The sequence below is a fragment of the Methyloligella solikamskensis genome (genome assembly GCF_042676065.1).
GTDB lineage: Bacteria > Pseudomonadota > Alphaproteobacteria > Rhizobiales > Methyloligellaceae > Methyloligella > Methyloligella solikamskensis.
Genome location: NZ_JBHTJO010000001.1, coordinates 1,273,455 through 1,298,797 on the forward strand (window position 1 = coordinate 1,273,455; position 25,343 = coordinate 1,298,797).

The following is a 25,343-nucleotide window of genomic DNA, read 5'->3' on the forward strand; positions in this document are numbered from 1 at the left end:
CGGCGAAAGCAGGGTGAAGGGCTAACGCGGCAGCGAATCAACCGCGGTCGGATTCGGAAATCTGCAAGGGGGAGAGGCGAGGGGACCCTCGCCCCGCAGCCTCGGCGTCCTTGATATGCAGAAAGACATTGGCGGTCACCGGGGTGGCCGTGCCGGTCTCTTCAGCCAGGGACATGACCTTGCCTTGGATGAAATCGACTTCCGTCGGCTTGCCGGCTTCTAGGTCGTCCCACATGGAGGAGCGGGCACGTGGGTCGATGGCCAGCATGCCGCGGGCGAGCAGGCGGAACAGCCCATCGGGCAGGGGCAGGACGCCGGCCACGATGCGTGGATGGATGCCCTCAAACCGCGCCGGGCGGATGCCGGCGGCTTTCAGGGTGGCGAGCCCTTCCTTGATCTGTGCGGCGAGAAGGCGGCGCCAGCCTCGATCTGAGAATTCCTGGGCCAGCGGCACGCCGGCCAGGGCATTCAGGGCGTTGTTAAGGTTCAACAAAAGCTTGGTCCATTGCAGGCCGAGCATGTCCTTCTGCTCGCGGGCCGGGGCGCCTGGCACGTCGAGAAGCGCCTGCAGGCGCGGACAGCCTTCCGCGATCATCACCTTGCCGCTGGTCGCCCGGCGGAAGGAAACCGGTGCGCCGGGATCGCGGGTCTGCACGATGTTGAAGGGCACCATGCCGGCGACGACGGTGCGCTCGGGTCCGAGGCGGTGGCGCAGTACGTCGACATTGTCCACGCCGTTTTGCAGGCTCACGACAACGGTTTCCGGCTTGGCATGTGCGGCGATCGCTTCGGCAATCGCCGCAGTGGCGCCGCTTTTAACTGTCACCAAGATAACGTCTGCGGTGCTTAGAGCGGTGACCGGATCGTCGGTCACGTCCAGGTTCTCCGGCGGCAGGACGAGGTCTTTCTCGCCGCCATTGAGATCGGCAAGCGCCAGCCCGCGGGCTTTGATCGCGTCCTTCAGGGCAGGGCGCGACAGAAAGACGACGTTCCGGCCTGCGGCTTTCAGCCTGCCGCCGATATAACAGCCGACGCTACCGGCGCCGGCGATTGCGATGCGGGGATTGGACGGAATCATCATTGGCACGCAATCTATTGTAGCTTCATCCCGGAAAGGGGCCCGTGGAAACGGGACTAGGGAGCGGTTAGCCTCAAAATTAGCTGCCGGGCCGAACTCTAAGTGGGGGTTGCAGGTTTCACTGCCGCCTCACATTGTTTGCGCGCCCAATCTTGAGGACCCTCCCACGTTAGTCGAGCAATCTGAAGCGTAGAAGAATCCCGTGAGCGTATATTCTCCCGAAACCGATGCAGGGGCGGCCGAGGCCGCGGTGGACGAGACCGAACGGACGCTGGAGACGGCCGCTGAAGCGCCGCTCGCGCCCCATGGGGGATTGTTGCGGGCAGCGGCAAAGCAGCGGCTGCCGCAAGGCATCTTCGATTTCGTCGAAGGCGGCTCCTATGACGAGGTGACGCTGCAGGCCAATCTGCGCGACCTGGCCGACGTCAAGCTGCGCCAGCGGGTGATGGTGAATGTCTCGCGGCGGGAGCTTCGGACGGATTTTCTGGGCCAGCCCGCCGCCATGCCCGTGGCGCTGGGACCGGCGGGGTTCGCAGGGCTGCTGCGCCCCATGGGGGAGGTGCTCGCGGCCAAGGCTGCGGAAGCCTTCGGCGTTCCTTACTGTCTCAGCACCTTTTCCATCTGCTCCATGGAGGATGTCGCGGCGGCGACCAGCGCGCCCTTCATGTTCCAGCTCTACATGTTCAAGGATCGTGGTGTGAACGCATCGCTCCTGGAGCGGGCGAGGGCGGCCGGCTGCACGACCCTGGTGCTGACCATGGATGCCCATATCCAGGGGCGGCGGAACCGCGATCTCGACAACGGGCTTACCGTACCTCTGAAGGTGCGGCCGAAGCTCGCCTATCACATGACGAAGCGGCCGAGCTGGCTGTGGCGCTGGTTCACCAGCCCCCGTCGCACCCTGGGCACGCTCGCGCAATACGCGCCCGGATCCTCCGATCTGGCCAATGTCTCCGACTGGGTGGCGCGTAACTACAAGGGCGCGTTCGACGTGGCGGACCTGGAATGGGTGCGGGAGAAATGGCCCGGCCAGCTCGTTTTCAAGGGCGTGCTGGATCCGGAGGATGCCAGGCTCGCCCGGGATATCGGTGCCGATGCGCTGCTGGTCTCCAATCACGGCGGGCGGCAGCTCGACAGCGCGCCATCGACTGCGAAGGCGTTCCCGGCGGTGCGCGAGGCGGTGGGCTCCGAGATGCCGCTCTATTTCGACGGCGGTGTCCGTACGGGGCTCGACGTCTTGAAGGCGCTGGGGATGGGCGCTCATGGCTGCTTCATCGGCCGGTCCTATCTCTACGGTCTGGCGGCCTATGGCGAGGAGGGCGTCCGCACGGCGCTGCAATTGCTCGCCGACGAGCTCGATGTCGGGATGGCGCTCACCGGCACCCGGGACGTGAATGCGCTGCCTGACGGCTTGGTCTATGAGTAGTCCCGCACGCTATAGGGGCATCCCGCCCCTCTCCAAACCGATCTCCGAAAGGATCTGAACCCCCGTGAGGTTATCGACGAGGATAAGGCGCATTCCGCCCTCCCTACTGCTCGCTATCGGCTTCGCGCTGATGGTCGTGATCAGCATCTTTGCGGCGCTCTTCGCCTATCAGTCCCAGCGCGGTGCGGAGCGGGTGGCCCACACCCTGGCCGTGGAAGGCGAGATCAGCGATCTCTTGCTGGCGCTACGGGTTGCCGAGAGTGCAGAGCGCGGCTTTCTCATTACGGAAGACGATGCCTTCGTGACACGCCATGCGGAGGCGGCAAACGCGGTCAAGCGGCAACTCACGCGGCTCAGCGAGCTGGTCTCGGACAACGCGTCTCAATTGGAGCGGTTGAAGATCCTGCGCCCGCTCATCAAGCGGCGCCTGGCGGATTTCAATGCTGCGATCGAGCTTCGCCGTGAGAACCGGGTTGAGGCGGCCAACGAGATCGTACGGCGCACCGAAAACCGCGATGCGATGGTGCGGATCAACGCTGTTGCCCGTGACATGCTGGGCGAAGAGGCGGCGCTCTACCGGGAACGCGGCACGGAGGCGAGCCAGTCCTCTATCGGCATGTTCGTGCTCATGGGAATCGGCGGTGTCTTCATCCTGCTGCTTGGCGTGATGGCACTGCTGGCGCTGCGCCGTGCCGACCGGGAGCGGGACGAGGCGCAGCAGGAGCTGATCGATACCAACGAAAATCTGGAGAGCCTGGTGGCCGACCGGTCCCGGGATTTGATCGCGGCCAACGAGGAGGTGCAGCGTTTCGCCTATATCGTCAGCCACGATCTGAGATCGCCGCTGGTGAACATCATGGGCTTCACCAGCGAGCTGGAGACCCTGCGCGACCAGATCTTCATGCAGATGGCGACCCTCCGCGGAAATCAGGATATTCGCGACGAAACGGAGGCCGAAACCGAGGACGCGCAGGATTCGGAGCGTGCGACCGAGGACGAGCTCTACACGGATTTCGACGAAGCGCTTCAGTTCATCAAGAACTCCATCAGCAAGATGGACAAGCTGATCAGCGCAGTGCTGACCCTGTCCCGTCAGGGCCGCCGGGCGTTCAAGCCGGAATTCGTCGATATGACGGAGATGGTCGACGACCTAACGGGCACCGTGGCGCATCAGGCCAGCGAGAAGGAGGCGGAGTTCAAGGTTGGATCGCTGCCGGACCTCTACAGCGACCGGTTGGCGCTCGAACAGATCTTCTCCAACCTCATCGACAATGCGTTGAAATATTTGCGCGCGGACGTTCCCGGCGTTATCGAAATCACGGGGCGGGAAACACCGCTCCAGGTGATTTACGAGGTGCGCGACAACGGTCGTGGCATCGAGGAGAAGGATTTCCAGCGGATCTTCGAGCTTTTTCGCCGCTCGGGCACGCAGGACACGCCGGGTGAGGGCATCGGCCTTGCCCATGTGCGGACCCTGGTGCGCCGGATGGGCGGCGATATGAAGGTCGAATCAGTCTTTGGGGAAGGGAGCGTCTTCACCGTGACGCTGCCCAAGAAGCTTCCTAAGAACGAAAGGACGGCAGCATGACCCAGCCTGTGACCATCATCATGATCGAGGACGATGAGGGCCACGGTCGCCTGATAGAGAAGAATATCAGGCGGGCGGGCGTGAATAACGAGATTCTGCCGTTCCAGAACGGCTCCGACGCCATGAACTTCATGTTCGGCGCCGACGGCACGGGGATGACAAGCAAGGGCAAGGCTTATCTGGTCCTGCTCGACCTGAACCTGCCGGATATGAGCGGTATCGACATCCTCAAGAAGATTAAAGAGAATGAGCACGTGAAGCGCTCGCCCGTCATCGTTCTGACAACGACCGACGATGAGGTCGAGATTCAGCGCTGCTATGACCTCGGCTGCAACGTCTATATTACCAAGCCGGTCAACTACGAAAGCTTTGCCAATGCCATCCGGCAATTGGGTCTTTTCTTCTCAGTGATCCAGGTGCCTCCGGCGGAGTAAGATGGACCAAGAGAGACTGCGCATCCTCTATATCGACGACGATCCCGGCTTGCGGCGTTTGGTGCAACGCGAGCTGGAGCGTCAGGGTTGCGAGGTTCATACAGAGCCCGACGGTGAGAGCGGCCTTGAGAGGCTCAAGCAGACCAGCTTCGACGCCGTGGCGCTCGATCATCTGATGCCCGGCATGGATGGGCTGGAGACCCTGGAGCGCATTCGCCAGACCGTCTCCCACGTGCCTGTCGTGTTCGTCACCGCGGCCGCCGAAAGCCGCATCGCCGTGGCGGCCCTGAAGGCAGGCGCGGCCGATTACGTGGTGAAGGACGTCGAAGGCCACTTCATCGTGCTGATCAAGGTGGCCGTGGAAAGCGCGATCGAAGCGGCGGCCATGCGGCTTGCCAAGGAGGCGGCCGAGAAGGAAGTGCGCGAGGCGCGCGACCGGTTCGAAGCGCTGGCCTCGGAGCGCGCCGTGCTGCTGCGGGAGGTCAATCACAGGGTCGCCAACAGCCTGCAATTGATCGCCTCCATGCTGCAGATCCAGGCGGCGAACACGAATAGCGACGAGACCCGCGAGACGTTGAAGAACGCCGTGGCCCGGGTGCTGGCCGTGGCGGAAGTTCACAAGCGGCTCTACACCTCAGACGGCGTGGAATCCGTCTCCGTGGATCAGTATCTGTCGGAGCTGGTCGAGGATTTGCGGCGTTCTGCGGAGGACGAGGGGCTTTCCCAGCTCAGCTTCGATGCGGATCCCTTGCAGCTCGATCCCGACCGGGCGGTGTCTCTCGGGATCATCGTGAACGAGCTGATCATCAATGCCTGGAAATACGCCTATCCGGATTCCAGCGGGCCGATCCGCATCGGATTGAAGCGCAGCGCTGACGGCAAGATCGTGCTGTCGGTCGAGGATGACGGGGTTGGGTCCAACATCGACACCGGCAGGACCTCGACAGGTCTCGGCCAGAAGATCGTGACCGCCATGGCCCAGAAGCTCGGCGCCGATGTCGAGCACGCCGACAAGGATCAGGGCACCAAGATCCTGGTGTCGTTCCAGGAGCGGGAGGCGGAGAAAAAATCCGCCGCGGCGTAAATCTCCGCTCCCGGAACTCTATTTTCTCAGATCTCTCGTTCGCCTACGTGCGCCAGGGATGCTCGGGCAGCTCGGTGACACCAAGCACCTTCACGGCCGCCTCGGCGACCTTGTGATCGTTTTCGACGGTGCTGCCGCTGGCGCCGACGGCGCCCACCAGATAACCCTCGTCGTCCACGATAGGCACGCCGCCGGGGAAGGTGACGAGGCCGTCATTGGAGACCTCGATACCGTAGAGCGGCTCGCCGGGCTGCGAGAGCTTGCCAAGCTCGCCGGTGGCCATGCCGAAGAAGCAGGCGGTCTTGGCCTTCTTGAAGGCGATATCGATGCTGCCGACCCAGGCGTCGTCCATGCGTTCGAACGCCTTCAGATTGCCGCCGGAGTCTACGACGGCGATACACATCTTCAGATCGAGCTCCTTGGCCTTCTTGCGGGCCGCATCGATCGCCTGCTGAGCGTGTTCTAAAGTGACATGCATTGTGGGCTCCTCCTCCTTACGAACTGAAATGCATTAAGTATGCGCGCGCCGGGTGACGCCCAGCGATAACGCGCCGGACAAGGGGGTCGGTTCCGGACGAGGCGCGAAAATGCGCGCAACACCCCGGCGACCGGTTGTCACGGACGGCCCGCGCGGATCGCAAAGAGGCGACGCTCAGAAGATCAATAGAAGAGGCTGGAGACCGACTTCTCGTCGGCGGTGCGGGCGACCGCTTCGCCCAGCAGCGGGGCGATGGGCAGAATGCGGATATTGTGCGCGTTCTTTACCGCCTCGGTGGGCTGGATGGAGTCGGTCAGCACCAGCTCCTTGAGCTTGGAGCCGATGACCCGGGAGACCGCCCCGCCGGAGAGCACGCCGTGGGTGATATAGGCGGTGACGCTGGTGGCGCCCTTTTCAAGCAGCGCATCGGCGGCGTTGATCAGGGTGCCGCCGGAATCGACGATGTCGTCGACCAGGATGCAGTTGCGGCCCGAGACGTCGCCGATGACGTTCATTACCTCGGACTCGCCGGGATTCTCGCGCCGCTTGTCGACGATGGAGAGCGGCGCATCGATGCGCTTGGCGAGACCGCGAGCGCGAACCACGCCGCCGACGTCCGGCGAGACGACCATCAGATTGTTGACGTCGAAGGTCTCGCGGATGTCATGGACCATGACGGGCGCGGCGAAGAGATTGTCGGTCGGGATATCGAAATAGCCCTGGATCTGGCCGGCATGGAGATCGAGGGTCAGCACGCGGTCGGCGCCGGCGCGGACGATCATGTTGGCGACCAGCTTGGCGGAGATCGGCGTGCGGGGACCCGGTTTCCGGTCCTGGCGCGCATAGCCGAAATAGGGGAGCACCGCGGTGATGCGGCGGGCCGAAGCCCGGCGGAGCGCATCGATGATGATGAGCAGCTCCATCAGGTGATCGTTGGCCGGCGCGGAAGTCGACTGGATCACGAACACGTCCTCACCGCGGACGTTTTCCTGCACCTCGACGAAGATCTCCATGTCGGCGAAGCGCCGCACGATGCACTTGGTCAGTGGAGTGTCGAGATAGCCTGAAATCGCCTCAGCGAGAGGGCGGTTGCTGTTGCCTGCAACCAGTTTCATTGTTCACCGCTCCCAAACGGCCGAGGAGGTGGAGTGGCGCGCTTGTAACAAGGCGCTGCGCGGGCTGTAAACTGCGCAATGTGACGGATTGGTAAATTGGGGAGAACTGGTTACCCACGCTGCTTGTTAGCCGCGCTGCTTGGGCAGCAGGTTGATGATGCCGTCGGCAGCAGCGCCCGCGGCGGCATCGGCGATGGCGCCCCAGGGACCGTTCAGGGACCCCTTGCTGATGGTGTTCTGCTGGGAGACTGTGCCGAGCTTCTTGCCGCGGGGGTCCATCACCGTCCAATCGATCCGCACGGTTTCCCGGTTGCCGCTGGCGCTGCTCACGGACACCTTGCCTTGCACCGTATAGACATTGCCGCCCCGCGACCGGGCAAGCTTAATTCCATCCGCGGAAAGATGCTTCTGCATCGCCCTGGTCAGGGAGGTCTGACCGTCGCCCGGCGCGCCGGTCACGGTCGCGACGAGGGTTGTCGCGGGCCCGGTGGAGGCGACAGAAGTCGCGGAAGCGCCCGGCGAAGAGGCGCCAGAGGTCGCGCTGGTTGCGGCGCCCGACGAGCCGCCGCCGAAGTTTCGATTGAAAAAGCCGGTCAACCCGCCGGCGGCAGCCCCGCCTGCGCCGCTTCCCGAAGGAGACGAGGGGGCCGAGGCTGTGCTGGACGTGGGCGCAGACGCCGTTGCGGGCGGCGAGGAGGTGGCACCACCGCCGCGGCCCGACAGGCCTGCGATGGTCTTGTCGGCGATCTGGCGCAGCTCTGTCGCCCCGACGCCGCTCCACGGATCGCTGCTCGGCCGGGGCACCTGCTGCTCGCCGGCGACGCGGTTCACCCGCTTCCCGCCGGCATCGTTCACATCCCAGATATAGGAAATGGTGGCGCCGCGCCGCTCCCGGCTTGCCACCAGATAGCCGCGAATGGTGAGCGGGGCGTCCTTGCCGTTGGGCACGATGGTGACGCCGTTGGCCTGGCCCTGCTGGACCAGCGCCTGGGTCATTTGTTCGGAGATTTCGGGCGGGGCGCCGATGATCGGCGAGAGAGCATAGGTCTTCGGGGCGAAAAGCGCCGAGCCGAAGGGAACGCTCCCGCCGCCTGTGCAGCCGGTTAGGCTGACCGCCGCGAGGACGATGATGAAAGCTCCCATGAGCCGGCTGCGCACGATGTCACGCTGTGCCGTAAACACGGGCTTTGTGACCGCGTCCAACAAATCTACTCCCTCTGTTGGCCGCAGGGCGCAAACGCGATTCAGTCTCGCAGCTTCGTTACGCCCCAACCCTCTATACTTAACAAGAGTTTAACTGGCGGGACCCCAGCCCGTCCAGCCGATGCGCAATCTTCCCCACCACGATTACCAAACATGGTGAACGCGGCTCAGGTCAGCACGATGGCGGCAATCTGGCGACCGTAATCGTCCTCGCCCCAATGCTGCGACCGGCGGTAGCTGAAGAACCGCGCCTCGTCGCAATAGGTGCAAAGGCCGATTTCGGTGATGTTTTCGAGGCCTGCGCGTGCGCAGCGCTCCGCAACATAGCCGGAGAGATCGAAATGAGGCTCGCCTGTGCTTTCGTCGGTTTCGAAGTAGGGGGCGGCGTCCGGATCGTCCTTCAGCACCTGGTCCTTAAAGTCCTGGCCGACCTCGTAGACGCTGAGGGAGATGGCCGGGCCGATGGCCGCGACAATATTCTCCGGCTTGGCGCCCAGGCTGCGCATGGCCTCCACGGTGCTTTCCACGATGCCGGAGACGGCCCCGCGCCAGCCTGCATGGGCAGCGGCGACCACCTTGGCCTCTGGATCAGCGAACAGCACCGGCGCGCAATCGGCGGTGAGGATGCCGACCGCCAGGCCCGGCGTCGCCGTGACGATGGCGTCGGCCTGGGGCGGCTCGTCCTTCCAGGGGGCCTCGGCCACCACGGCTGTGGCGCTGTGGATTTGATAGGGCGTGATGAGCTTGTCGGGCGCGACTCCCAGAACCTCGGCGACGAGGGCCCGGTTGTGATTGGCTTTGCCGGGGTCGTCCTTGGAGCCGACGCCGCAATTCAGGGATTCGTAGATGCCTTCGGAGACGCCGCCCTGGCGCGTGAAGAAGCCATGGGACAGGCCCGGTGCTTCGTCCAGCGGGCCGGCGATGAGCATGGCATTATCAGGGGTGACCATTGAGCTGTTCCGCTCAGCTTTGGGGGGATGAGTAAAACGGAGGCGGGGGCGGCAATCCTCGGCCGCCTCCTCCCGATCCAGTCAGGACGAAGGCCTTGAAGAGCACCCCCATCTGCTGGGGGTCGATCAAACGGTTGGCACCCGATGCAAGCATGGGCCTCTGATCCGGCGTTGCCGTCTTCATCAGTTGCTCCTGGCGCTGGGCCAGGCCGAGCTTCAGCAGAAACTCACCTTGCGGCATGGGACCGTATGCAGACAAGCCCTCCTGTGCGGCTTGCTGGCTGAGCGCACCGAAATCGACATGGGCGGTGAGGTCGGCCGCGCCGGGATCGGCGAGCGGGTCGGCGAAGCCGTGGGCGGAGACGGCCTGGAGGGTGTCGCCGGGGCCGAAGACCTCCGGCCCGTAGTCGATGAAGAGAGAGGCGAGGGGAGCGGCTTTTGCCCGCTTGGCGAGGGACGAGATCAGCGGCGCCGCGTCGGGACGGATCTCGGCAATGGCGCCGTCGCGCGCGCTTTCGAAACGATCGAGCCCTGGGAGGGCTTCGGCCGGGCGGTCGCCTTCCATGAAGGCCAGTGCGCCGGTCTCGGTGCAGGTCACCAGGCGCTCATGCCAGGCACTCCCGCGACGGATGAACTGGCGGATGGGCAGCGCATCCAGAAATTCGTTGGCGATAACGATGAGAGGGCCTTCCGGGACCGTTTCCAGGCTGTCGTGCCATGTGACGGGCGCGGGCGGCTCTTGCTCGATTTCCGGGGCCAGGGTTTCGGCCTGGACGGATTTCAGCGTCTCGCTTTTCTCGACGAGGGCGATGCGGACCCGCCGTCGGAAGTCTGGGAAGTTGCGCCAGCTCCGGAGCGCATCGCGCATCAGGGTGCCGCGTCCGGGGCCCAGCTCAGCAATGGTGATCTCGTCAGGCTGACCGAGGGCCTGCCAGGTGGCGATGGTCCAGATGCCGATCAGTTCGCCGAAGATCTGGCTGATCTCAGGCGCCGTGATGAAGTCGCCACGAGCGCCTAAGGGCTGCCGGGTCGCGTAGTAGCCCGACTCCGGGTCGGTGAGGCAGGCCTCCATATAGGCGGCGAGCGTGAGGGGGCCGTCTTGCGCGATGCGCTCGCAGAGCCGTTTGGCGAGCGGGGTGGCTGGCTCAGGCGGCATCCGCGCTTTCTTTGGCGGCCACAGTCTCGTTGGCCGCTTTGCGGTGGGCACGCCAGATCAGCCACAGGCCGATGGCGATCATGGGGATCGAATAGGCGATGCCCGGGGTGAGAATGCCGATATCGAGCGGATGGTCGGGGTGCGGAGCGCGGACGAATTCCAGGACGCTGCGGAAGATGCCGTAGAACACCAGGAAGAGCCCGAAGACGGTGCCCGGCCGGTTCAGGGCGCCGAAGCGGTGGGTGGCGATGCGCAGGATGATGAACAGCACGACGCCCTCCAGCAGCCCCTCATAGAGCTGGCTGGGGTGGCGCGGTTCGTCGCCGGCGCCGGGGAACACCATGGCCCAGGGCACATCCGTGGTTCGCCCATAGACCTCGCCGTTGATGAAATTGGCGAGCCGGCCGAAGAGAAGGCCGAAAGGGGTCGAGGCGGAGGCGATGTCGCCGAGGGAGAGCGGATTGATGTTCTTGCGCCAGGCGAAGATGGCAACTGCGATGACGACGCCGAGCAGGCCGCCATGGAAGGCCATGCCGCCGCCCCACATGGCGGGGATTTCCCATGGGTGCTGCCAGTAGTAGCTGGGCTCATAGAAGAGGACGAAGCCGAGGCGTCCGCCAACCACGATGCCCAGGGTAATCCAGAGCAGGAAGTCGTCCGCCTGGCTCACGGTCATGGGCGGATTGCCGTTCCAGAGATCCTTCCTGGAGACGAGGCGGCGCGCATAGAGCCAGCCCAGCAGGATGCCGGCCATATAGGCGAGGCCGTACCAGCGCACCTCGACCGGGCCGAGGCTGAAGGCGATTGGATCGATCACCGGATAGGGAAGGGCAAGAAGTGGCATTGGCGTCCCGCTAGCGGCCGGTCGTGTGCGGCGGACCCTTTACCGGCCTCGATGGAGTGTCAAGCGGAAGGGCGTGCTGAGAGGCGCGGCCAATCTTCACTCGGCTTGCTTGTCCGCCTTCTTGCCTGCCTTGCGTGCCGCCCCGGCTCATCCCATAGTTACGGCCAAATCCATACCGTCAACCACGCGCCCTAGCGCGACAAAATGAAGGTTCGATGATGACCCAGACCAGTGGCCGCTTCTTTGACGAGATCGGCAAATTGATGACAGACGCCGCCGGCGCCGCCCAAGGGGTTCGCAAGGAGATGCAGAACGCCGTACGCGGGCAGGTGGAGCGCGTCATGTCCCAGATCGACGTGGTGAAGCGCGAAGAGTTCGATGCCGTAAAGGCCATGGCCCAAAAGGCGCGGCAGGAAAATGCCCAGCTCCGGGCCGACGTCACGGCGCTGGAAGCTTTGGTCGCCAGCCTGCATGGCGGAGCGCCCGGAATGAACCGTCCGGTCAAAAAACCGAACAAGAAGAAGCGTTCTTAACAGGCTTCTGGAGTCCCACGGACTCTGATTTTTGGGCCTTTTCGGGGCTCTGTGCCGTCCATCCACAATTTTCGGCGGTTATTGCCGTCAGTGCAGGTGGTGGACCCGGAATCTGCAATATATAACTGATTCATCACCTGATTCGCGGCGGCGTCATTTGTGCGCGGAACTCTGCCTAGGCCACAGAGGAACACGCATGGCTATACTATTGCAGACAGAACTCGACCACTTCGCCAATCCCGTAGACGTGATGGAGCAGATCGCCATCACTCACGATTGGCCCTTCGAAAGAAGCGCATCCGACGAGCTCACGCTTTCGGTCGCGGGCGCTTGGTGCGACTATAACGTTTCGCTGAGCTGGCGGGACGATCTGGAGTCGTTGCATCTCGCATGCGCTTTCGACTTCAAGGTTTCTCGCGTCCGGCTTTCGGAGACCTATCGCCTGATGGCGATGATCAACGAGCAGCTTTGGCTCGGCCATTTCGACTTCTGGAAGGAAGACGGGGTGATGCTTTATCGCCATGGCTTGCTGCTGGCGGGTGCCGAGACCCAGCCGGCCCAGTGCCAGGCCCTGCTCAGCATGGCCCTGGATGCTTGCGAGCGCTACTACCAGGCTTTCCAGTTCGTGCTTTGGGCCGGGAAGTCGCCGGAGGATGCACTGGCGGCGACCATGCTCGAAGTGCAGGGGAACGCGTGAGCTTGGACCTCGCCCGGCCGGTGCTCCTCGTGGGTGCCGGGAAGATGGGCGGGGCCATGCTATCCGGCTGGCTCGATGCGGGCCTGAGCCCGTCTCTCATTCATGTGCAGGACCCCAATCCGTCGCCGGAGATGGCGGCGCGGCTGGAGGGGCTCGGCATTCGCCCGGTGGCGGAGGTCGACCAGTCTCTCGATCCGGCGATCATCGTGCTGGCGGTGAAGCCGCAGATGATCGATGCGGTGCTGTCCGATCTCGCCCCGCTGGTGGGCGAGGGCACGGTCGTCGTCTCGATCGCGGCAGGCAAGACGCTTACCGGGATGGAGGCGAAGTTGCCGGCTGAAGCGGCGGTCATCCGCGCCATGCCCAACACGCCCGCGGCTATCGGCCAGGGGGTCATCGTCGCCTGCGCCAATGACAGTGTGACGTCGGAGCAGCGGCAGCATTGCGACGTGCTGCTGCAGGCGGGCGGTACGGTGCTCTGGCTGGAAGACGAGGCGGCCATGGATTCCGTCACCGCGCTTTCGGGCAGCGGGCCGGCGTATGTCTTTCTTCTCACCGAATGCATGGCTCAGGCCGGCGTGTCCCTCGGGCTCGCACCGGAACTGGCCGCAGAGCTCGCCCGGGAGACCGTGGCAGGCGCTGGCGCTCTCATGCGGGAGTCCGCGCTGCCGCCGGGGCAGCTCCGGGAGAACGTTACCTCGCCCCAAGGGGTGACGGCGGCAGCGCTCAAGGTGCTGATGGCCGATGATGGGCTGGAAGAGCTGATGCGGAAAGCCATGGAGAAGGCCGCCAAGCGCTCCGCAGAGCTCTCTTCCTAACGCTCCGAGTTTTCTCAGAAACCGCGAAATGCGGTCTTACGCCCGCCTTTTGGCCTCCCTATCTTTAAGGAAAGGGAGGATTGCCAATGCTGAACGATTTCTCCAATCGCACGAAGATCGTCCGCGCCGCCATGGAGCTGGCCGAGACCGAAGGCTGGAATGCCGTTTCCTTGCATCAGATCGCCGAGCGGTCGGGCCTGAGCCTGGCCGACCTTCGCCGCGAGTTCGACTCCAAGAGCGATATCCTGCGCGCCTTCCAGCGAGAGGTGGACAGCGCCGTGCTCGATAAGATGGGCGCGCCCGATCTTGACCAGCCGGCGAAGGATCGTCTGCTGGATGCGATCATGACCCGATTCGAGGTGATGGCACCTTACCGGGGTGCTCTGCGCCGGATCATGAAAGATCTCGGCACCCGGCCCGGCGAGGCGGGGCAACTGCTTCCGTCGGCGCTCGCGGCCCAATCCTGGATGATGGAAGCGGCCGGCATCTCAAGCACTGGGCCTGTTGGCCGGGTAAAGGTGGCCGGGCTGACGGGCGTCTACGGCTATGCGCTCCGCTATTGGCTGGAGGACGAGTCGCCAGGCTACGAGAAGACCATGGCGCTGCTTGACCGGAAGCTCACCAAGGGCGACGAGGCGCTTTCGCGGATGTCGTCGGCCTGCGGTTGCGTGTCGAAGATGATCTGCTGCTGGGTGCCCGGCAAGAAGCGGAAGGATGAGGAGTCGGCCCCGCCGCCTCCGCCGCCCTCCAGCGCCTCGCCGGACATGAACGGCGCGCCGAGCGGCTACTAGGCGGACCCGATCTAGACCGGGATCCGAAGCTCGACCCGAAGGCCACCCATGGGCGACTCGTCCAGGGTGATGTCGCCCCCGTGGAGGCGGGTGATGTCGCGCGCGATCGCGAGGCCCAGACCGGTCGAGCCGGAATCCTGGTTGCGGGAATCGTCCAGACGATAGAAGGGGCGGAAGACCTGCTCCCGCTCTTCTTCCGGAATTCCCGGCCCGTTGTCGTCCACACGAATGGTGAGGGACTCGTCGGTCTTGCGCGCCTCGATGACCACATGGGTTGCGAAGCGGGCTGCGTTGTTGGCGAGGTTGGCCACGGCGCGCTTGAAGGCGTGGCGCTTGACCGGCACGACAAGGCTGCGGTTGCGGATCTCGACCTCGATGCTCTCCATGTTCTTGGCGTGAGGCGCCGCCTCGACCTCGTTGCGGATCTCGTTCAGCAGCTCGGCGATATCGGTCTTGGTGGTCTTCTCCCCGGCATCGCCCTTGGCGAACGCCATGTAGTCTTCCAGCATCGCCTGCATCTCATCGACATCCTGGCGCATGGCGTCGATCTCCGGCGACTCGCCGAGGAGTGCCAGCTCCAGACGGAAGCGGGTCAGGATGGTCCGCAGATCGTGGCTGACGCCGGCGAGCATAGTGGTGCGCTGCTCCACATGGCGCTCGATGCGAGCACGCATCTCCAGAAAGGCCACGGCGGCCTGGCGCACTTCGCGGGCGCCGCGGGGACGGAAGTCGGACGGGACGGGGCGCCCCTTGCCGAAGCTTTCCGCCGCTTCCGACAGGCGCACGACGGGGCGGATCTGGTTGCGCAGGAACAGGATCGCGACGGTCAGCAGCACCAGGGACGTGCCCAGCATCCAGAACAGGAAGATCTGGGAGTTCGAGGCGTAGGTCTGGCTGCGGCGGGCCAGGATATGCATGACCGCGTCGTCGAGCTTCACGCGGATATCGACATATTTCGACTGGCCGACCGTATCGATCCAGAAGGGGAGGCCGAGATGGGATTCCAGCTCTTCCGACAGCGTGGTGTCGAGGAGGTCGAAGAAGGGTTTGGACCGGGCCTGGGGCAGTTCGCCGCCGGGCACGACCTGAAGCCGCAGGCCGAGATCCTTCTCGGCCATATCGATCAGTTTCTCGTTGTTCGCGTCCTGGGGGTACTGCTGATAGACGTCGACCAGAAGCGCGATGCTCTGCACGGTGGAGAGCGAAAGCCGGCGGGTGACCATCTGCCAGTGGCGTTCCAGGAAGACGAAGGTCAGCACCGATTGGAGCAGCACCATGGGCGCGATGATGATGATCAGCGCACGGGCATAAAGGCCCTTCGGCATCCAGTCCCGGAACGACATCCGGAAGCGGCGGATCAGCGGGATGCGGAACAACTTCACCAGACGGCGGAGAAAGGGAAAGCGCCATCGCTTCAGCCGCGTACGGATGGCGGTGCTGTCCGGGACGAGAGACATCATTCCGGATAGAGCACGTAGCCGGTGCCGCGGACGGTCTGCAGATAGACGGGGTTTGCCGGGTCCTTCTCCAGCTTGCGCCGCAGGCGGTTGATCTGCACGTCGACGGCGCGCTCGCCGCCCGTGCCGGCATCTTTCGCCAGTTCATGGCGGGAGACGGGGACGCCGCCGCGCTGGGCGAAGTAACGGAGCAGGTCACGCTCCCGCTCGGTCAGGCGCACGGTCTCGTCGCCGTGCTTCAACTCGCCCCGATGGATATGGAAGGTGAACTCGCCAAGCTTGATGGTGGCGCCGCCGCCGCTCTCGGCACCGCGCTTCAGGATATTGCCGACGCGCAGCAAAAGCTCGCGGGGCTCGAAGGGTTTCGTGAGGTAATCGTCGGCGCCGGTCTCCAGCCCTTCGATGCGGTCCTCCACCTCCGCACGTGCGGTCAGCATGAGGATAGGGACATGGGAGCCCGATTTCAGGTCGCGGGCGAGATCGAGGCCGCTCTCCTGAGGCATCATGACGTCGAGGATCAGCAGGTCGAAGGAGAGGCCGCGCAAGGTGGCGCGGGCGGATTCCGCATCGACCGCGGTGGTCACCCGGTAGCCGTTCTCCACGAGATAGCGGGCGAGGAGGTCGCGGATCCGGCTGTCGTCATCGACAACCAGAATATGCGCGGCGTTGTCTTCTGGACATTTGGTCGGCGCTTTCGCCATGGCGTCCACACTCGATTTTCGGAGCCGGAGGTCAGTCCGCGCGCTCGCGGGCTTCCTTCAGATCGGAGTCGCTTTCGCCAGCGGGCTGCGGTTCGCCAGCCCCTCCGGACGATTTCAGCGTATCCACTTCGTTGGAGACCATCTCGGCCATTTGAGGCCGATCTTCGGCATTGGCCATGGCTTCCAGAAAACGCCTTACCACGATTTCCGCATCCGGTCCCGCGGCCTCCAGCGCATTGGCGAAGCGGACGAGCTGGGGCGCGGCGAGGCGCCGGGCGAGATCTTCGCCGGCCTCGGTGGGGAACAGGCGCCGCTCGCGGCGGTCCTGGCTGCCGGCCTCCTGGCGGATATAACCGGTGTCGATCAGCTGGCGCAGCACCCGGCCGAGGCTCTGCTTGGTGATCTTCAAAAGCTCCAGGAGGTCGGCGACACGAAGACCGGGCTGACGGTTCACGAAATGGAGCACCCGGTGATGGGCGCGGCCGAAATCGAGCACCTGGAGGATGGCGTCTGGATCTCCGGTGAAGTCGCGATAGGCGAAGAACAGGAGCTCGGAGAAGCCCAGGAGCTTGGCCTGCTCATCGGGCGTGAGGGGAGGGAGCGTCTCGCCACCCTCTTGTTCGCGATCCTGGTGGATTTCGGGGTCTTCCGTCACGGAACCAGTTATGTCAGCCTTGTTGACTTATTTTCGAGCCATTGATACTCCTCAAGGTCAGCTCACGCAATCGGAACGGCCCGTTTTTCGAGGCTTCCGAAGGCAGGCGAGCCGGTTCTCAAAAACACGACAAGTTTCCCGGTTCGCCGGTACTTGTATCCGGTCAGCCGGTGCTTCAGCCGGCACTTGGGAGGAATGAGCGATGGCGGCGATCCCTTTCGATCAGCGGGACGGCTTTATCTGGCTCGATGGAAAAATGGTGCCGTGGGCTGATGCGAAGCTGCATGTGCTGACCCATGCTCTGCACTATGGCAGCGCGGTCTTCGAAGGCGAGCGCCTGTATGACGGCGAGATCTTCAAGCTGACCGAGCACAGCGAGCGGCTGCATAAATCCGCCGAGATCCTGGACTTCGAGATTCCCTATAGCGTCGAGGAGATCGATGCGGCCTGCCGCGAGGTCTGCGAGGCCAACGGGCTGATCAACGGCTATGTCCGTCCCATCGCCTGGCGCGGCTCGGAGCAAATGGGCGTTTCGGCCCAGAACAATTCCATCCATCTCGCCATCGCGGCGTGGGAGTGGGGGTCCTATTTCGATCCGGCGGCCCGGTTGAAGGGCATCCGGATGAAGTTCGCCAAGTATCGCCGGCCCGATCCGGCCACGGCGCCCGTGCGCAGCAAGGCCGCCGGTCTCTACATGATCTGCACCATCGAGAAGCATGCGGCGGAGCGGGAAGGCTATGCCGATGCGCTGATGCTCGACTGGCGCGGCTATGTCGCGGAAGGAACGGGCGCGAACATCTTTCTGATGAAGGATGGCGTCATCCACACGCCCAAGCCGGATTGCTTCCTGGATGGCATCACGCGCCGGACGGTCATCGATCTTGCGAAGAAGCGCGGTTACGAGGTGATCGAGCGGCATATCCAGCCGGAGGAGCTCGCCGATTTCAGCGAGTGCTTCATCACCGGCACGGCCGCCGAGGTGACGCCTGTCTCGGAGATCGGGGAATACCGGTTCCAGGTGGGCGACATCACCACGACGCTGATGGAAGACTACATCAATCTGGTTCAGCCTCAGCGGGCGGCCGAGGTAGCGGCTGCTGCAGGCTAGGGAGCCCAGCCACTCCATCCTTCGAGGGCGAATGGCCATGGAGCCACCGGAATCGGCGAAGCCGCCCGACTTCGACTCGGCCTTCCGCGAGCAGCTTCTCGATCTTCTTACCTGGCGGCGCGATGTGCGCCACTTCAAGCGCGATCCGTTGTCCGAGGGCGCGGTCGAACGGCTGATCGGCATTGCCTGTCTCTCGCCGTCTGTGGGCTTGAGCGAACCGTGGCGTTTCGTTCTGGTCGAGGATGAGGACCGGCGCGCGGCCATACGCGCCTGCTTCGAAGCGTGCAACGCGGAAGCGCTCTCCGCTCAGGAGCCCAGCCGGGCGGATCGCTATGCGCGGCTGAAGCTGGCCGGCCTCAACGATGCGCCGTGCCAGATCGCGGTGTTTGCCGACCACGAGACCGAGCAGGGTCATGGGCTGGGGCGGCAGACCATGCCCGAGACCATCGAATATTCCGTGGCCATCGCCATCCATACATTGTGGCTTGCTGCGCGGGCCGACGGTTTCGGCCTCGGCTGGGTTTCGATCCTCGATCCCGCCGATGTCCGCGCGGCTCTGGATGTGTCCGAGCACTGGCGCTTTGTAGGCTATCTCTGTCTCGGCTATCCGGAGGAAGCCACGGAGACGCCGCTTCTGGAACGGCAAGGCTGGGAAACCAGGCGGGCGCCGGACAAGGTGATCTTCCGCCGCTAGACGTCCGCGGCTTCTTCCTTATTAGAAGGCTGCTTGGACCAGCTTTCCTTCGCCGCGTCGTCGCTGTCGCGCGCCTCGACCCAGCCGGCCCCGTCCGGCCCGTCTTCGAACTTCCAGAACGGCGCGTCGGTCTTCAGGTAATCCATCAGGAAGGATGCCGCCTCGAAGGCCGCGTGACGATGCTCGGAGGCGGTCGCCACTAGAACGATGTTCTCGCCCGGCACCAGCTTGCCGACGCGGTGGACGATGAGGCTCGCCTGAAGCGGCCAGCGCTCATGGGCCTGCGCCTCGATGCGGGCGAGCTCCTTCTCGGTCATACCGGGATAGTGCTCCAGGTTCATGGAATCGATGACCTTGTCTGAGCCCCGGTCCCGCACGACGCCGGTGAAGGTGACGATTGCGCCGATATCGGTGCGGCCGTCCTTCAGGATTTCGACCTCTTCGGCGAGATCGAAATCGGCTTCCTGGATGCGGATCATGCCTAGCCTCCGGTGACGGGAGGGAAGAAGGCGATCTCTTGCGCGCCGGCGATAGCCGCGTCGTGACGGGCGTGGGTCTGGTCGATGGCCGCGCGGATGACCTTGTCCTTTTCGAAGGCGGCGGCGAATTCCTCGCCGCGGGTCTTTTGCCAGCGCAGCAGGTCGCCGACGGTCTCGATCTCGGCGGGAAGCTCGATCTCTTCGGATGAGATTCCGGTCTTCTCCCGAACCCAGGCGAAATAGAGCAAACGCATGACTAGTCGGCCTCTCCGGAAATGGCGTGGCGCAGACCGGCCCGCAGGTAATCGTATCCCGTATAGAGAGTCAGGATCGCGGCGATCCAAAGCAGTGTCAGGCCGGTCAGGGTCGTATAGGGAAAGATCTTGTCGCCGGCGCTGCCCGCCAGAAGGAAGCCGATGGCGACCATCTGGACGGTCGTCTTCCATTTGGCGAGTGCCGAGACGGGCACGCTCACGGCCAGGGAGCCAAGGAACTCGCGCAGGCCCGAGACGAGGATCTCGCGGGACAGGATGATGACGCCGGCCCAAAGCGACCAGCCGGCGATGGTCTGGTCGGCGGCGAGCATCAGAAGGCTGGCGGAGACGAGCAGCTTGTCGGCGATGGGGTCGAGCATGCGCCCCAGCGCGCTCTGCTGTCCCCAGGCCCGCGCGAGATAGCCATCCAGGAAATCGGTGACGCCGGCGGCGATGAAGATGCTCATGGCGAGCCAGTTGCCCAGATCGCCCGGCAGGAAGAAGCAGCCGACCAGGGCAAACACCGCCACGATGCGCCCATAGGTGAGCACATTGGGAAGGCTCGCGATCCGGCTTTCGGCAGGTACCGTATAGGGCTGATCAGACATTCCGGCCTCTTCGTGACTTGGTGCGGCCTCTTCCAACTCGAACTCCCGGGTGTCTCTCGCACCGGCTCGCACAAAGCAAGCCAAACTCAATCGCTTCTGTCGCGCAATTCAACCACTTCTCACTCGACCGCTTCGGACCCAACCATCTCGCGCTTAACCAGTTCACACTCAACCAGTTCGCTCGTGGAAGTGGTCGTAGATCGTCTGGGCCATCTGGTCGCTGATGCCGCCGACGTTCGCAAGATCGGCGAGGCCCGCCCGGCTGACCGCCTTGGCGGAGCCGAAATGCTGCAACAGGGCCCGCTTGCGCGACGGCCCGATGCCTGGAACCTCGTCGAGGGGCGAGGCACCCATAGACTTCTTCCGCCGGGTGCGATGCGCCCCGATGGCGAAGCGATGCGCCTCATCCCGCAACGTCTGAATGCAATATAGGACGGGATCGCGGGGTTCGAGAAGGATCGGGTCGCGTCCTTTCTGATATATGCGTTCGCGTCCGGCATTGCGATCAGGGCCTTTCGAGACGGCTGCGAGCGAGATGTCCTCCTCAAGCCCCAGCTCCTCCAGCACCTGATTGGCGATTGCGAGCTGTCCGGGACCGCCGTCGATCAGCACGAGATCCGGGGCCGACCAGCCGCTCACCTCGTCCTTATCCTTCAGGAGCCGCGCGAAACGCCGCTGCAGCATCTCGCGCATCATGGCGTAATCGTCGCCGGGGGTGAGGTCTTCGGAGCGCATGTTGAACTTACGATACTGACTTTTGATGAACCCCTCTTGACCGGCGACCACCATGGCACCGACGGCGTTGGTGCCGGAGATGTGGCTGTTGTCGTAGATCTCGATGCGCTCCGGCGCGTCGTCCAGGCCGAGGAGTTCGGCCAGCTTGGCGAAGATCGCGGCCTGGGACGAGACATCGGCGAGGCGGCGGGCCAGCGCCTCCTTGGCATTGGCCAGGGCATGGACGACCAGCTCGCGCTTCTCGCCGCGCTGGGGGGTGGTAACGCTGACCTTGCGGCCTGCCTTCAGGGATAGGGCCTCGGCAAGCAGCTTCCGTCCCTTCAGCTCATGGGATAGCAGGAGCGAGCGGGGCGGGGGCTTGTCGTCGTAGAACTGTGCGACGAAGCTCTCCAGCACTTCTTCGACGGATGTCGTCTTGTCGGCGCGCGGGTAATAGGCGCGGTTGCCCCAGTTGTTGCCGTTGCGGAAGAAGAAGACCTGGATGCAGGTCTGGCCCGCATCTTGATGGGCGGCGAAGACATCCGCTTCATTCACACTGTAGGGGTTGATGCCCTGGCGCGACTGAATGTGGGACAGCGCCGTGAGACGGTCGCGCAGGCTTGCCGCGCGCTCGTATTCCTGGGATTCGCTCGCCTCGTTCATGAGCTTGTGCAGGCGCCGTTTCACCTCATCGCTTTCGCCGGTGAGGAAGCCGAGCGCCTCGTCGACCAGTTCGCCATAAGCTTCTTCGGAGATCTCGCCCGTGCACGGGCCGCTGCACCGCTTGATCTGGAAGAGCAGGCAGGGGCGGTCTCGGTTCTCGAAATAGGAGTCGGAGCAGGAGCGCAGCAGGAAGGCGCGCTGCAGGGTGTTGATGGTGCGGCTCACCGCGCCGGCAGAGGCAAAGGGACCGAAATAGTCGCCCTTGCGGTTGCGCGCGCCGCGATGCTTCAGGATCTGCGGGATCGGGTGGTCGCGGGCGATCAGGATGAAGGGGAACGACTTGTCGTCCCGCATCACCACGTTGTAGCGAGGCTTAAGCCGCTTGATCAGATTGGCTTCGAGGAGCAGCGCCTCGGTCTCCGTGCCCGTGGTCACGAATTCCATGGAGGCGGTGCCGGCGATCATCCGCATGATGCGGTGATTGTGACCCGTGCCGCGCGTGTAGCTCTGGACGCGCTTCTTCAGATGGCGCGCCTTGCCCACATAGAGAACGTCGCCCTTGGCATCGAACATCCGGTAGACGCCGGGTCCTGCGGGGGCGTTCTTCGCATAACGCGCGATGACCTCGGCCCCGGTGTCGGGACCGCGGACGGCGTCGACGGCGCGCGCCACAAGCGAGGAATTTTCGCTCTCGGGTGATTCAGCGGACATGGTCATGATTTAGGGCGGTTTCGCCCAATGGGAATAGCCGACGCCCCCGCCTTAAGGAAGGGTGGGCCGTCCGGGTGCCGGCTGCAAGGGGCGCGTAGCGACGATGACACAGTGTGGCCGCGGCCATCACTGTTTCGTCATGCGAGATGCTGACCGCTATCCACGGCGATCATTTGGCCGGTCAGGCTGGGCGTGTCCACCAGGAGACGGATGGCGGCGCAGATCTGCTCGGGCAGGATGCCTTGTCCCAGTAGGGTGGCGCCACATTCAGCCGCGAACTCTTCTTCCGTTTGATGACGGCTTTGAAACACAGGGCCGGGGCCGACGGCATTGACCCGGATGCGGGGGGCCAGGGCCTGGGCCATGAGCTGGGTTGCGCTCCAGAGAGCGGATTTCGCCACGGAATAGGAGAAGAAGGCGGGATTCGGCCGCCAGACCTTCTGATCGAGAATGTTGATGACACTGCCCTTGGCGTCCGCCGGAAGCTTGGCGGCGAAGGCCTGGGTGAGGAAGACCGGGGCGCGGAGGTCGAGGGTCATGTGATCCTCCCAGGTCTCCAGGGTCATGGATTCGAGCGTGTCCCACTCGTATTGGGCGGCATTGTTGACGAGGCAGGTGGCCGGACCGAAGGCGTCCGCGCACGCTGCAAAGAGGCGGGCGGGAGCATCCGCCTGGGTGAGATCGGCCTTGATGGCGATGGCCTCGCCGCCCAAATCGCAGATCTCGGACACCAATTCCGCGGCTCCGTCGCTCGATTTGTAGTGATGGGCTGCGACCCGCCAGCCGCGCGAGGCGAAATCGCGGGCGATCGCCTGGCCCAGACGGCGGCCTGCGCCGGTGACGAGCACTGTGCCGGGGGAGATATCAGAGGTCATTAGGGTCGGGACTTTCGGCAAAAGGCGAAAACGAGAGTCGATTCGCTCAGAATCGGGTGGCGAAAGGACTGGAATCGACTCTAAGAAGCCGCTCGGGACGCGACAAGGCGGCCTGATGGCGCCTTCGCGACCGGTTTGAAGAGGAGGGCGTAACCGCTTGCAGAGTGCTAGCCTTCTACTTCCGCTACATGCGTAAGCATTTGCCCCATTAATAGGCAGCTATTTGAGGCGAATTGTCGGGTCGCGGGTAACCAAAAGCCTAAACCGTGTTCAACTGCAGGATAATCATTGCAAGATAGTCACACTCCCTGGTTTCTTTCGCAAAACCAATGCTTTTCCGTTGCCGGTCCGAGGCCGTTCAGTATTGTAACCGAGACACAGGGAGCGCGGGGCTGATTGCCGGCCTGCTCTCCGTCAAGAATGGTAATGCAGGGACTTAAGAACAGGAGAACTGATATGGCTCGGCGCAGCTATGCAGGGATTATCACTTCAGGCCTCGCTGCCGCAGGTGCGGTGGCTTTCGCCACGTCCGCTTCGGCAGGTGGTATTTATGAGCCGATGCCGGTCGTTGAGGCCGCTTCGCCCAGCCACGAGCTGGAGCTTTCCGCCAACACGGCGCTGACCACGGACTACGTCTTCCGTGGCCTCACGCAGACTCAAGAGAATCCGGCCATCTCCGGCGGCTTCGACGCGAGCTACAACATCTTCTACGCGGGTGTTTGGGCCTCCAACGTCGACTTCGGTGGCGATGACAACATCGAGATCGACTACTACGCCGGTGTTGCACCGACGTTCATGGGCGTCGACTTCGACTTCGGTGTTCTGGCCTATACCTATCCTGGCGGTGAGACCGACACGATCTGGGAAGGCGCCATCGGCATGAGCAAGAGCTTCTTCGACGACAAGCTCGCTCTTGGATGGACGAACTACATCGAGATCGAGAATGGCGATTACTGGGTGCCTGAGCTCTCGGCCGCCTACACCTTCGACAAGGTGTCCATCTTCACCCCGACCCTGGGTGGTACGATCGGCTTCGTCGACAACGACGGTCCCGGCGACTACACCTACTGGAACGTGGGCCTGAGCCTTGGCTTCTACAAAGAAGACATGTTCACCCTCGACCTGCGCTACTGGGATACCGACTACAGCGCTTCGGGTTGCCAGGCTCTGATGGGCGGTTCCGGCGCCGACTACTGCGACGAGCGGATCGTCGGTACGCTTTCGGCCTCCTTCTAAGACAGCCGAAACCGGACTTATCCAAGTTTAGGGGCGCTCTCCGAAGCGCCCCTTTTCTTTTGCGCGGTCGCCTTCGGGCGCGCGCTTCTCTTGCTCGGCTCGCGTCCGCAAACGGACATTACGGCTTCCGGGTCCGAGCCGGCGGTATTCGGTTTTCCTGAGGGTCAATTCGCGGCATAGAGGGGCGATGACCGACCAGCACGAACCGACAACGTCTCAGCCGCGCGCGCCCAGTGAGCGTGAGATCGAGGCGGCCCACGCGATCTACACGCCGCGAAATCTGAAGCTCTACGATTTCGTCGTGCACGGGTTCTCCAACCGCTTCGCGTGGCGTTGTCCGACGCGGGCGTTGGATGCCCATTACGAGACGAACCTCTCCTCCAACCATCTCGAGGCCGCCGTCGGTACGGGCTTCTTCCTGGAGCGGGCGAAGCGGCCGGGGTTCGATCGGCTGACCCTGCTGGATATCAACGGGTCCTGCCTGGAGGAGGCTGAGCGCCGTCTGGCGGGCTATGGGCCGGATCTCCTGCAGGCGAGCCTGTTCGATCCGGTGCCCGTGAGTCAGCCTTACGACAGTGTGGGGCTGACCTATGTGCTTCATTGCCTGCCGGGCGCCATGACGGAGAAGCTCGCCGTCATCGACAATCTCAAGCCGGCCATGCATGGGGAGACGGTGCTCTTCGGAGCCACGATCCTGGGCCAGGCGATCAAGCCGAACCTGGCGGCGAAAGCCTTGCTGTCCACCTATAACCGCAAGGGCGTCTTCCATAACCGCGAGGACGATTTCGCCTCTCTTGCTCAAGGGCTGCGGGACCGCTTCGACCAGGTCAGGGTCTGGCAGGAGGGCTGCGTGGCGCTGTTCAGAGCGCAAGGCTTGGGGGCAGGGGAATAGGCTTCCTACGCCCCAAGTGTGCCGCTTTGAAATCTTCGCTAACCCGTTCTTAACGCTAAGAAAAGATGACCCCTCCGGTCCTTAACCTTCCGTAAGGGATG

General features: G+C 63.8%; 27 protein-coding genes. 12 read left to right on the forward strand and 15 right to left on the reverse strand.

Features of this window, described 5'->3' with window-relative positions:
• Window positions 1-37 precede the first annotated feature (37 nt).
• Window positions 38-1,081 carry a 2-dehydropantoate 2-reductase gene (locus ACFQ2F_RS06150; protein WP_379087252.1) on the reverse strand — a complete coding sequence of 348 codons (1,044 nt, stop codon included), beginning with the start codon at window positions 1,079-1,081 and terminating at the stop codon, window positions 38-40.
• A gap of 199 nt (window positions 1,082-1,280) precedes the next feature.
• On the opposite strand from ACFQ2F_RS06150, the gene ACFQ2F_RS06155 reads away from it, so the two are divergent.
• The 4 genes from ACFQ2F_RS06155 (at window position 1,281) to ACFQ2F_RS06170 (ending at window position 5,610) form a co-directional block, all read left to right on the forward strand.
• Entirely contained in the window at window positions 1,281-2,504 is a 1,224-nt protein-coding gene (locus ACFQ2F_RS06155; RefSeq protein WP_379087255.1) for an alpha-hydroxy acid oxidase, read from the forward strand.
• Between the two features lie 64 nt (window positions 2,505-2,568).
• Complete coding sequence (locus ACFQ2F_RS06160; RefSeq protein ID WP_379087258.1) at window positions 2,569-4,092, forward strand: sensor histidine kinase; 1,524 nt, start codon at window positions 2,569-2,571, stop codon at window positions 4,090-4,092.
• Window positions 4,089-4,526 (forward strand): response regulator, encoded by a 438-nt coding sequence (locus ACFQ2F_RS06165; protein ID WP_379087261.1) that lies wholly within the window; start codon window positions 4,089-4,091, stop codon window positions 4,524-4,526. Before ACFQ2F_RS06160 ends, ACFQ2F_RS06165 begins: the two co-directional genes overlap by 4 nt.
• A 1-nt stretch (window position 4,527) precedes the next feature.
• Complete coding sequence (locus ACFQ2F_RS06170) at window positions 4,528-5,610, forward strand: sensor histidine kinase (protein ID WP_379087264.1); 1,083 nt, start codon at window positions 4,528-4,530, stop codon at window positions 5,608-5,610.
• Window positions 5,611-5,653: 43 nt separating this feature from the next.
• On the opposite strand, the gene ACFQ2F_RS06175 is transcribed toward ACFQ2F_RS06170, so the two are convergent.
• From ACFQ2F_RS06175 to lgt, 6 genes are all read right to left on the reverse strand, one after another.
• Window positions 5,654-6,088 (reverse strand): GlcG/HbpS family heme-binding protein, encoded by a 435-nt coding sequence (locus tag ACFQ2F_RS06175; RefSeq protein ID WP_379087267.1) that lies wholly within the window; start codon window positions 6,086-6,088, stop codon window positions 5,654-5,656.
• Window positions 6,089-6,270: 182 nt separating this feature from the next.
• A complete protein-coding gene (locus ACFQ2F_RS06180; RefSeq protein WP_379087270.1) occupies window positions 6,271-7,203 on the reverse strand; it encodes a ribose-phosphate pyrophosphokinase in 933 nt (310 codons plus the stop codon).
• A gap of 126 nt (window positions 7,204-7,329) precedes the next feature.
• A complete protein-coding gene (locus tag ACFQ2F_RS06185; protein ID WP_379087273.1) occupies window positions 7,330-8,406 on the reverse strand; it encodes a hypothetical protein in 1,077 nt (358 codons plus the stop codon).
• 167 nt (window positions 8,407-8,573) lie between these two features.
• Window positions 8,574-9,356, reverse strand: a complete 783-nt coding sequence (pgeF, locus tag ACFQ2F_RS06190; protein ID WP_379087276.1) for a peptidoglycan editing factor PgeF — start codon at window positions 9,354-9,356, stop codon at window positions 8,574-8,576.
• A 13-nt stretch (window positions 9,357-9,369) separates the two neighbouring features.
• Complete coding sequence (locus ACFQ2F_RS06195; RefSeq protein ID WP_379087279.1) at window positions 9,370-10,512, reverse strand: class I SAM-dependent methyltransferase; 1,143 nt, start codon at window positions 10,510-10,512, stop codon at window positions 9,370-9,372.
• On the reverse strand, window positions 10,502-11,356 hold the full coding sequence (lgt, locus tag ACFQ2F_RS06200; RefSeq protein WP_379087282.1) for a prolipoprotein diacylglyceryl transferase: 855 nt from the start codon (window positions 11,354-11,356) through the stop codon (window positions 10,502-10,504). Before lgt ends, ACFQ2F_RS06195 begins: the two co-directional genes overlap by 11 nt.
• 218 nt (window positions 11,357-11,574) lie before the next feature.
• On the opposite strand from lgt, the gene ACFQ2F_RS06205 reads away from it, so the two are divergent.
• The 4 genes from ACFQ2F_RS06205 to ACFQ2F_RS06220 all read left to right on the forward strand — a co-directional run bounded on the left by ACFQ2F_RS06205 (window position 11,575) and on the right by ACFQ2F_RS06220 (window position 14,195).
• Window positions 11,575-11,889, forward strand: a complete 315-nt coding sequence (locus ACFQ2F_RS06205) for an accessory factor UbiK family protein (RefSeq protein ID WP_379090612.1) — start codon at window positions 11,575-11,577, stop codon at window positions 11,887-11,889.
• Between the two features lie 196 nt (window positions 11,890-12,085).
• Window positions 12,086-12,586 (forward strand): type III secretion system chaperone family protein, encoded by a 501-nt coding sequence (locus ACFQ2F_RS06210; protein WP_379087285.1) that lies wholly within the window; start codon window positions 12,086-12,088, stop codon window positions 12,584-12,586.
• Entirely contained in the window at window positions 12,583-13,404 is an 822-nt protein-coding gene (gene proC, locus ACFQ2F_RS06215; protein WP_379087288.1) for a pyrroline-5-carboxylate reductase, read from the forward strand. Before ACFQ2F_RS06210 ends, proC begins: the two co-directional genes overlap by 4 nt.
• An 86-nt stretch (window positions 13,405-13,490) precedes the next feature.
• On the forward strand, window positions 13,491-14,195 hold the full coding sequence (locus ACFQ2F_RS06220; protein ID WP_379087291.1) for a TetR family transcriptional regulator: 705 nt from the start codon (window positions 13,491-13,493) through the stop codon (window positions 14,193-14,195).
• Between the two features lie 11 nt (window positions 14,196-14,206).
• On the opposite strand, the gene ACFQ2F_RS06225 is transcribed toward ACFQ2F_RS06220, so the two are convergent.
• The 3 genes from ACFQ2F_RS06225 to ACFQ2F_RS06235 are packed head-to-tail and all read right to left on the reverse strand — an operon-like array spanning window position 14,207 to window position 16,918.
• Window positions 14,207-15,655, reverse strand: coding sequence for an ATP-binding protein (locus ACFQ2F_RS06225; protein ID WP_379087294.1), 1,449 nt, complete (start codon window positions 15,653-15,655; stop codon window positions 14,207-14,209).
• Complete coding sequence (locus ACFQ2F_RS06230; RefSeq protein ID WP_379087297.1) at window positions 15,652-16,353, reverse strand: response regulator; 702 nt, start codon at window positions 16,351-16,353, stop codon at window positions 15,652-15,654. Before ACFQ2F_RS06230 ends, ACFQ2F_RS06225 begins: the two co-directional genes overlap by 4 nt.
• Window positions 16,354-16,384: 31 nt before the next feature.
• On the reverse strand, window positions 16,385-16,918 hold the full coding sequence (locus ACFQ2F_RS06235) for a MarR family winged helix-turn-helix transcriptional regulator (protein ID WP_379090614.1): 534 nt from the start codon (window positions 16,916-16,918) through the stop codon (window positions 16,385-16,387).
• A 292-nt stretch (window positions 16,919-17,210) separates the two neighbouring features.
• On the opposite strand from ACFQ2F_RS06235, the gene ACFQ2F_RS06240 reads away from it, so the two are divergent.
• Together ACFQ2F_RS06240 and bluB are read left to right on the forward strand one after the other, a co-directional pair.
• Window positions 17,211-18,116 (forward strand): branched-chain amino acid aminotransferase, encoded by a 906-nt coding sequence (locus ACFQ2F_RS06240; RefSeq protein ID WP_379087300.1) that lies wholly within the window; start codon window positions 17,211-17,213, stop codon window positions 18,114-18,116.
• A 37-nt stretch (window positions 18,117-18,153) separates the two neighbouring features.
• A complete protein-coding gene (gene bluB / locus ACFQ2F_RS06245) occupies window positions 18,154-18,810 on the forward strand; it encodes a 5,6-dimethylbenzimidazole synthase (protein WP_379090616.1) in 657 nt (218 codons plus the stop codon).
• Here the strand turns inward: bluB and ACFQ2F_RS06250 are convergent.
• The 5 genes from ACFQ2F_RS06250 to ACFQ2F_RS06270 form a co-directional block, all read right to left on the reverse strand.
• Window positions 18,807-19,289, reverse strand: coding sequence for a molybdenum cofactor biosynthesis protein MoaE (locus ACFQ2F_RS06250; protein WP_379087303.1), 483 nt, complete (start codon window positions 19,287-19,289; stop codon window positions 18,807-18,809). The two genes, bluB and ACFQ2F_RS06250, sit on opposite strands and share 4 nt — an antisense overlap.
• Before the next feature lie 2 nt (window positions 19,290-19,291).
• Complete coding sequence (gene moaD / locus ACFQ2F_RS06255; RefSeq protein ID WP_379087305.1) at window positions 19,292-19,543, reverse strand: molybdopterin converting factor subunit 1; 252 nt, start codon at window positions 19,541-19,543, stop codon at window positions 19,292-19,294.
• A 2-nt stretch (window positions 19,544-19,545) separates the two neighbouring features.
• Window positions 19,546-20,151, reverse strand: a complete 606-nt coding sequence (pgsA, locus tag ACFQ2F_RS06260) for a CDP-diacylglycerol--glycerol-3-phosphate 3-phosphatidyltransferase (RefSeq protein ID WP_379087308.1) — start codon at window positions 20,149-20,151, stop codon at window positions 19,546-19,548.
• 168 nt (window positions 20,152-20,319) lie between these two features.
• On the reverse strand, window positions 20,320-22,245 hold the full coding sequence (gene uvrC / locus ACFQ2F_RS06265; RefSeq protein WP_379087311.1) for an excinuclease ABC subunit UvrC: 1,926 nt from the start codon (window positions 22,243-22,245) through the stop codon (window positions 20,320-20,322).
• A 131-nt stretch (window positions 22,246-22,376) separates the two neighbouring features.
• Window positions 22,377-23,114 carry an SDR family oxidoreductase gene (locus tag ACFQ2F_RS06270; RefSeq protein WP_379087314.1) on the reverse strand — a complete coding sequence of 246 codons (738 nt, stop codon included), beginning with the start codon at window positions 23,112-23,114 and terminating at the stop codon, window positions 22,377-22,379.
• Window positions 23,115-23,672: 558 nt separating this feature from the next.
• Here ACFQ2F_RS06270 and ACFQ2F_RS06275 point away from each other — a divergent pair.
• Together ACFQ2F_RS06275 and ACFQ2F_RS06280 are read left to right on the forward strand one after the other, a co-directional pair.
• Window positions 23,673-24,350, forward strand: a complete 678-nt coding sequence (locus tag ACFQ2F_RS06275) for a TorF family putative porin (RefSeq protein ID WP_379087317.1) — start codon at window positions 23,673-23,675, stop codon at window positions 24,348-24,350.
• Window positions 24,351-24,537: 187 nt separating this feature from the next.
• On the forward strand, window positions 24,538-25,242 hold the full coding sequence (locus ACFQ2F_RS06280; RefSeq protein ID WP_379087320.1) for a class I SAM-dependent methyltransferase: 705 nt from the start codon (window positions 24,538-24,540) through the stop codon (window positions 25,240-25,242).
• Window positions 25,243-25,343: the final 101 nt, after the last annotated feature.

Bases quoted from the DNA above. Each gene is read 5' to 3' on its own strand.
- ACFQ2F_RS06150 (WP_379087252.1), bottom strand. From the start codon at position 1,081: ATGATGATTCCGTCCAATCCCCGCATCGCAATCGCCGGCGCCGGTAGC.
- ACFQ2F_RS06165 (WP_379087261.1), top strand. From the start codon at position 4,089: ATGACCCAGCCTGTGACCATCATCATGATCGAGGACGATGAGGGCCAC.
- ACFQ2F_RS06170 (WP_379087264.1), top strand. From the start codon at position 4,528: ATGGACCAAGAGAGACTGCGCATCCTCTATATCGACGACGATCCCGGC.
- ACFQ2F_RS06175 (WP_379087267.1), bottom strand. From the start codon at position 6,088: ATGCATGTCACTTTAGAACACGCTCAGCAGGCGATCGATGCGGCCCGC.
- ACFQ2F_RS06180 (WP_379087270.1), bottom strand. From the start codon at position 7,203: ATGAAACTGGTTGCAGGCAACAGCAACCGCCCTCTCGCTGAGGCGATT.
- pgeF (WP_379087276.1), bottom strand. From the start codon at position 9,356: ATGGTCACCCCTGATAATGCCATGCTCATCGCCGGCCCGCTGGACGAA.
- ACFQ2F_RS06195 (WP_379087279.1), bottom strand. From the start codon at position 10,512: ATGCCGCCTGAGCCAGCCACCCCGCTCGCCAAACGGCTCTGCGAGCGC.
- lgt (WP_379087282.1), bottom strand. From the start codon at position 11,356: ATGCCACTTCTTGCCCTTCCCTATCCGGTGATCGATCCAATCGCCTTC.
- ACFQ2F_RS06205 (WP_379090612.1), top strand. From the start codon at position 11,575: ATGACCCAGACCAGTGGCCGCTTCTTTGACGAGATCGGCAAATTGATG.
- ACFQ2F_RS06210 (WP_379087285.1), top strand. From the start codon at position 12,086: ATGGCTATACTATTGCAGACAGAACTCGACCACTTCGCCAATCCCGTA.
- ACFQ2F_RS06220 (WP_379087291.1), top strand. From the start codon at position 13,491: ATGCTGAACGATTTCTCCAATCGCACGAAGATCGTCCGCGCCGCCATG.
- ACFQ2F_RS06225 (WP_379087294.1), bottom strand. From the start codon at position 15,655: ATGATGTCTCTCGTCCCGGACAGCACCGCCATCCGTACGCGGCTGAAG.
- ACFQ2F_RS06230 (WP_379087297.1), bottom strand. From the start codon at position 16,353: ATGGCGAAAGCGCCGACCAAATGTCCAGAAGACAACGCCGCGCATATT.
- ACFQ2F_RS06240 (WP_379087300.1), top strand. From the start codon at position 17,211: ATGGCGGCGATCCCTTTCGATCAGCGGGACGGCTTTATCTGGCTCGAT.
- bluB (WP_379090616.1), top strand. From the start codon at position 18,154: ATGGAGCCACCGGAATCGGCGAAGCCGCCCGACTTCGACTCGGCCTTC.
- ACFQ2F_RS06250 (WP_379087303.1), bottom strand. From the start codon at position 19,289: ATGATCCGCATCCAGGAAGCCGATTTCGATCTCGCCGAAGAGGTCGAA.
- moaD (WP_379087305.1), bottom strand. From the start codon at position 19,543: ATGCGTTTGCTCTATTTCGCCTGGGTTCGGGAGAAGACCGGAATCTCA.
- pgsA (WP_379087308.1), bottom strand. From the start codon at position 20,151: ATGTCTGATCAGCCCTATACGGTACCTGCCGAAAGCCGGATCGCGAGC.
- uvrC (WP_379087311.1), bottom strand. From the start codon at position 22,245: ATGACCATGTCCGCTGAATCACCCGAGAGCGAAAATTCCTCGCTTGTG.
- ACFQ2F_RS06270 (WP_379087314.1), bottom strand. From the start codon at position 23,114: ATGACCTCTGATATCTCCCCCGGCACAGTGCTCGTCACCGGCGCAGGC.
- ACFQ2F_RS06275 (WP_379087317.1), top strand. From the start codon at position 23,673: ATGCCGGTCGTTGAGGCCGCTTCGCCCAGCCACGAGCTGGAGCTTTCC.
- ACFQ2F_RS06280 (WP_379087320.1), top strand. From the start codon at position 24,538: ATGACCGACCAGCACGAACCGACAACGTCTCAGCCGCGCGCGCCCAGT.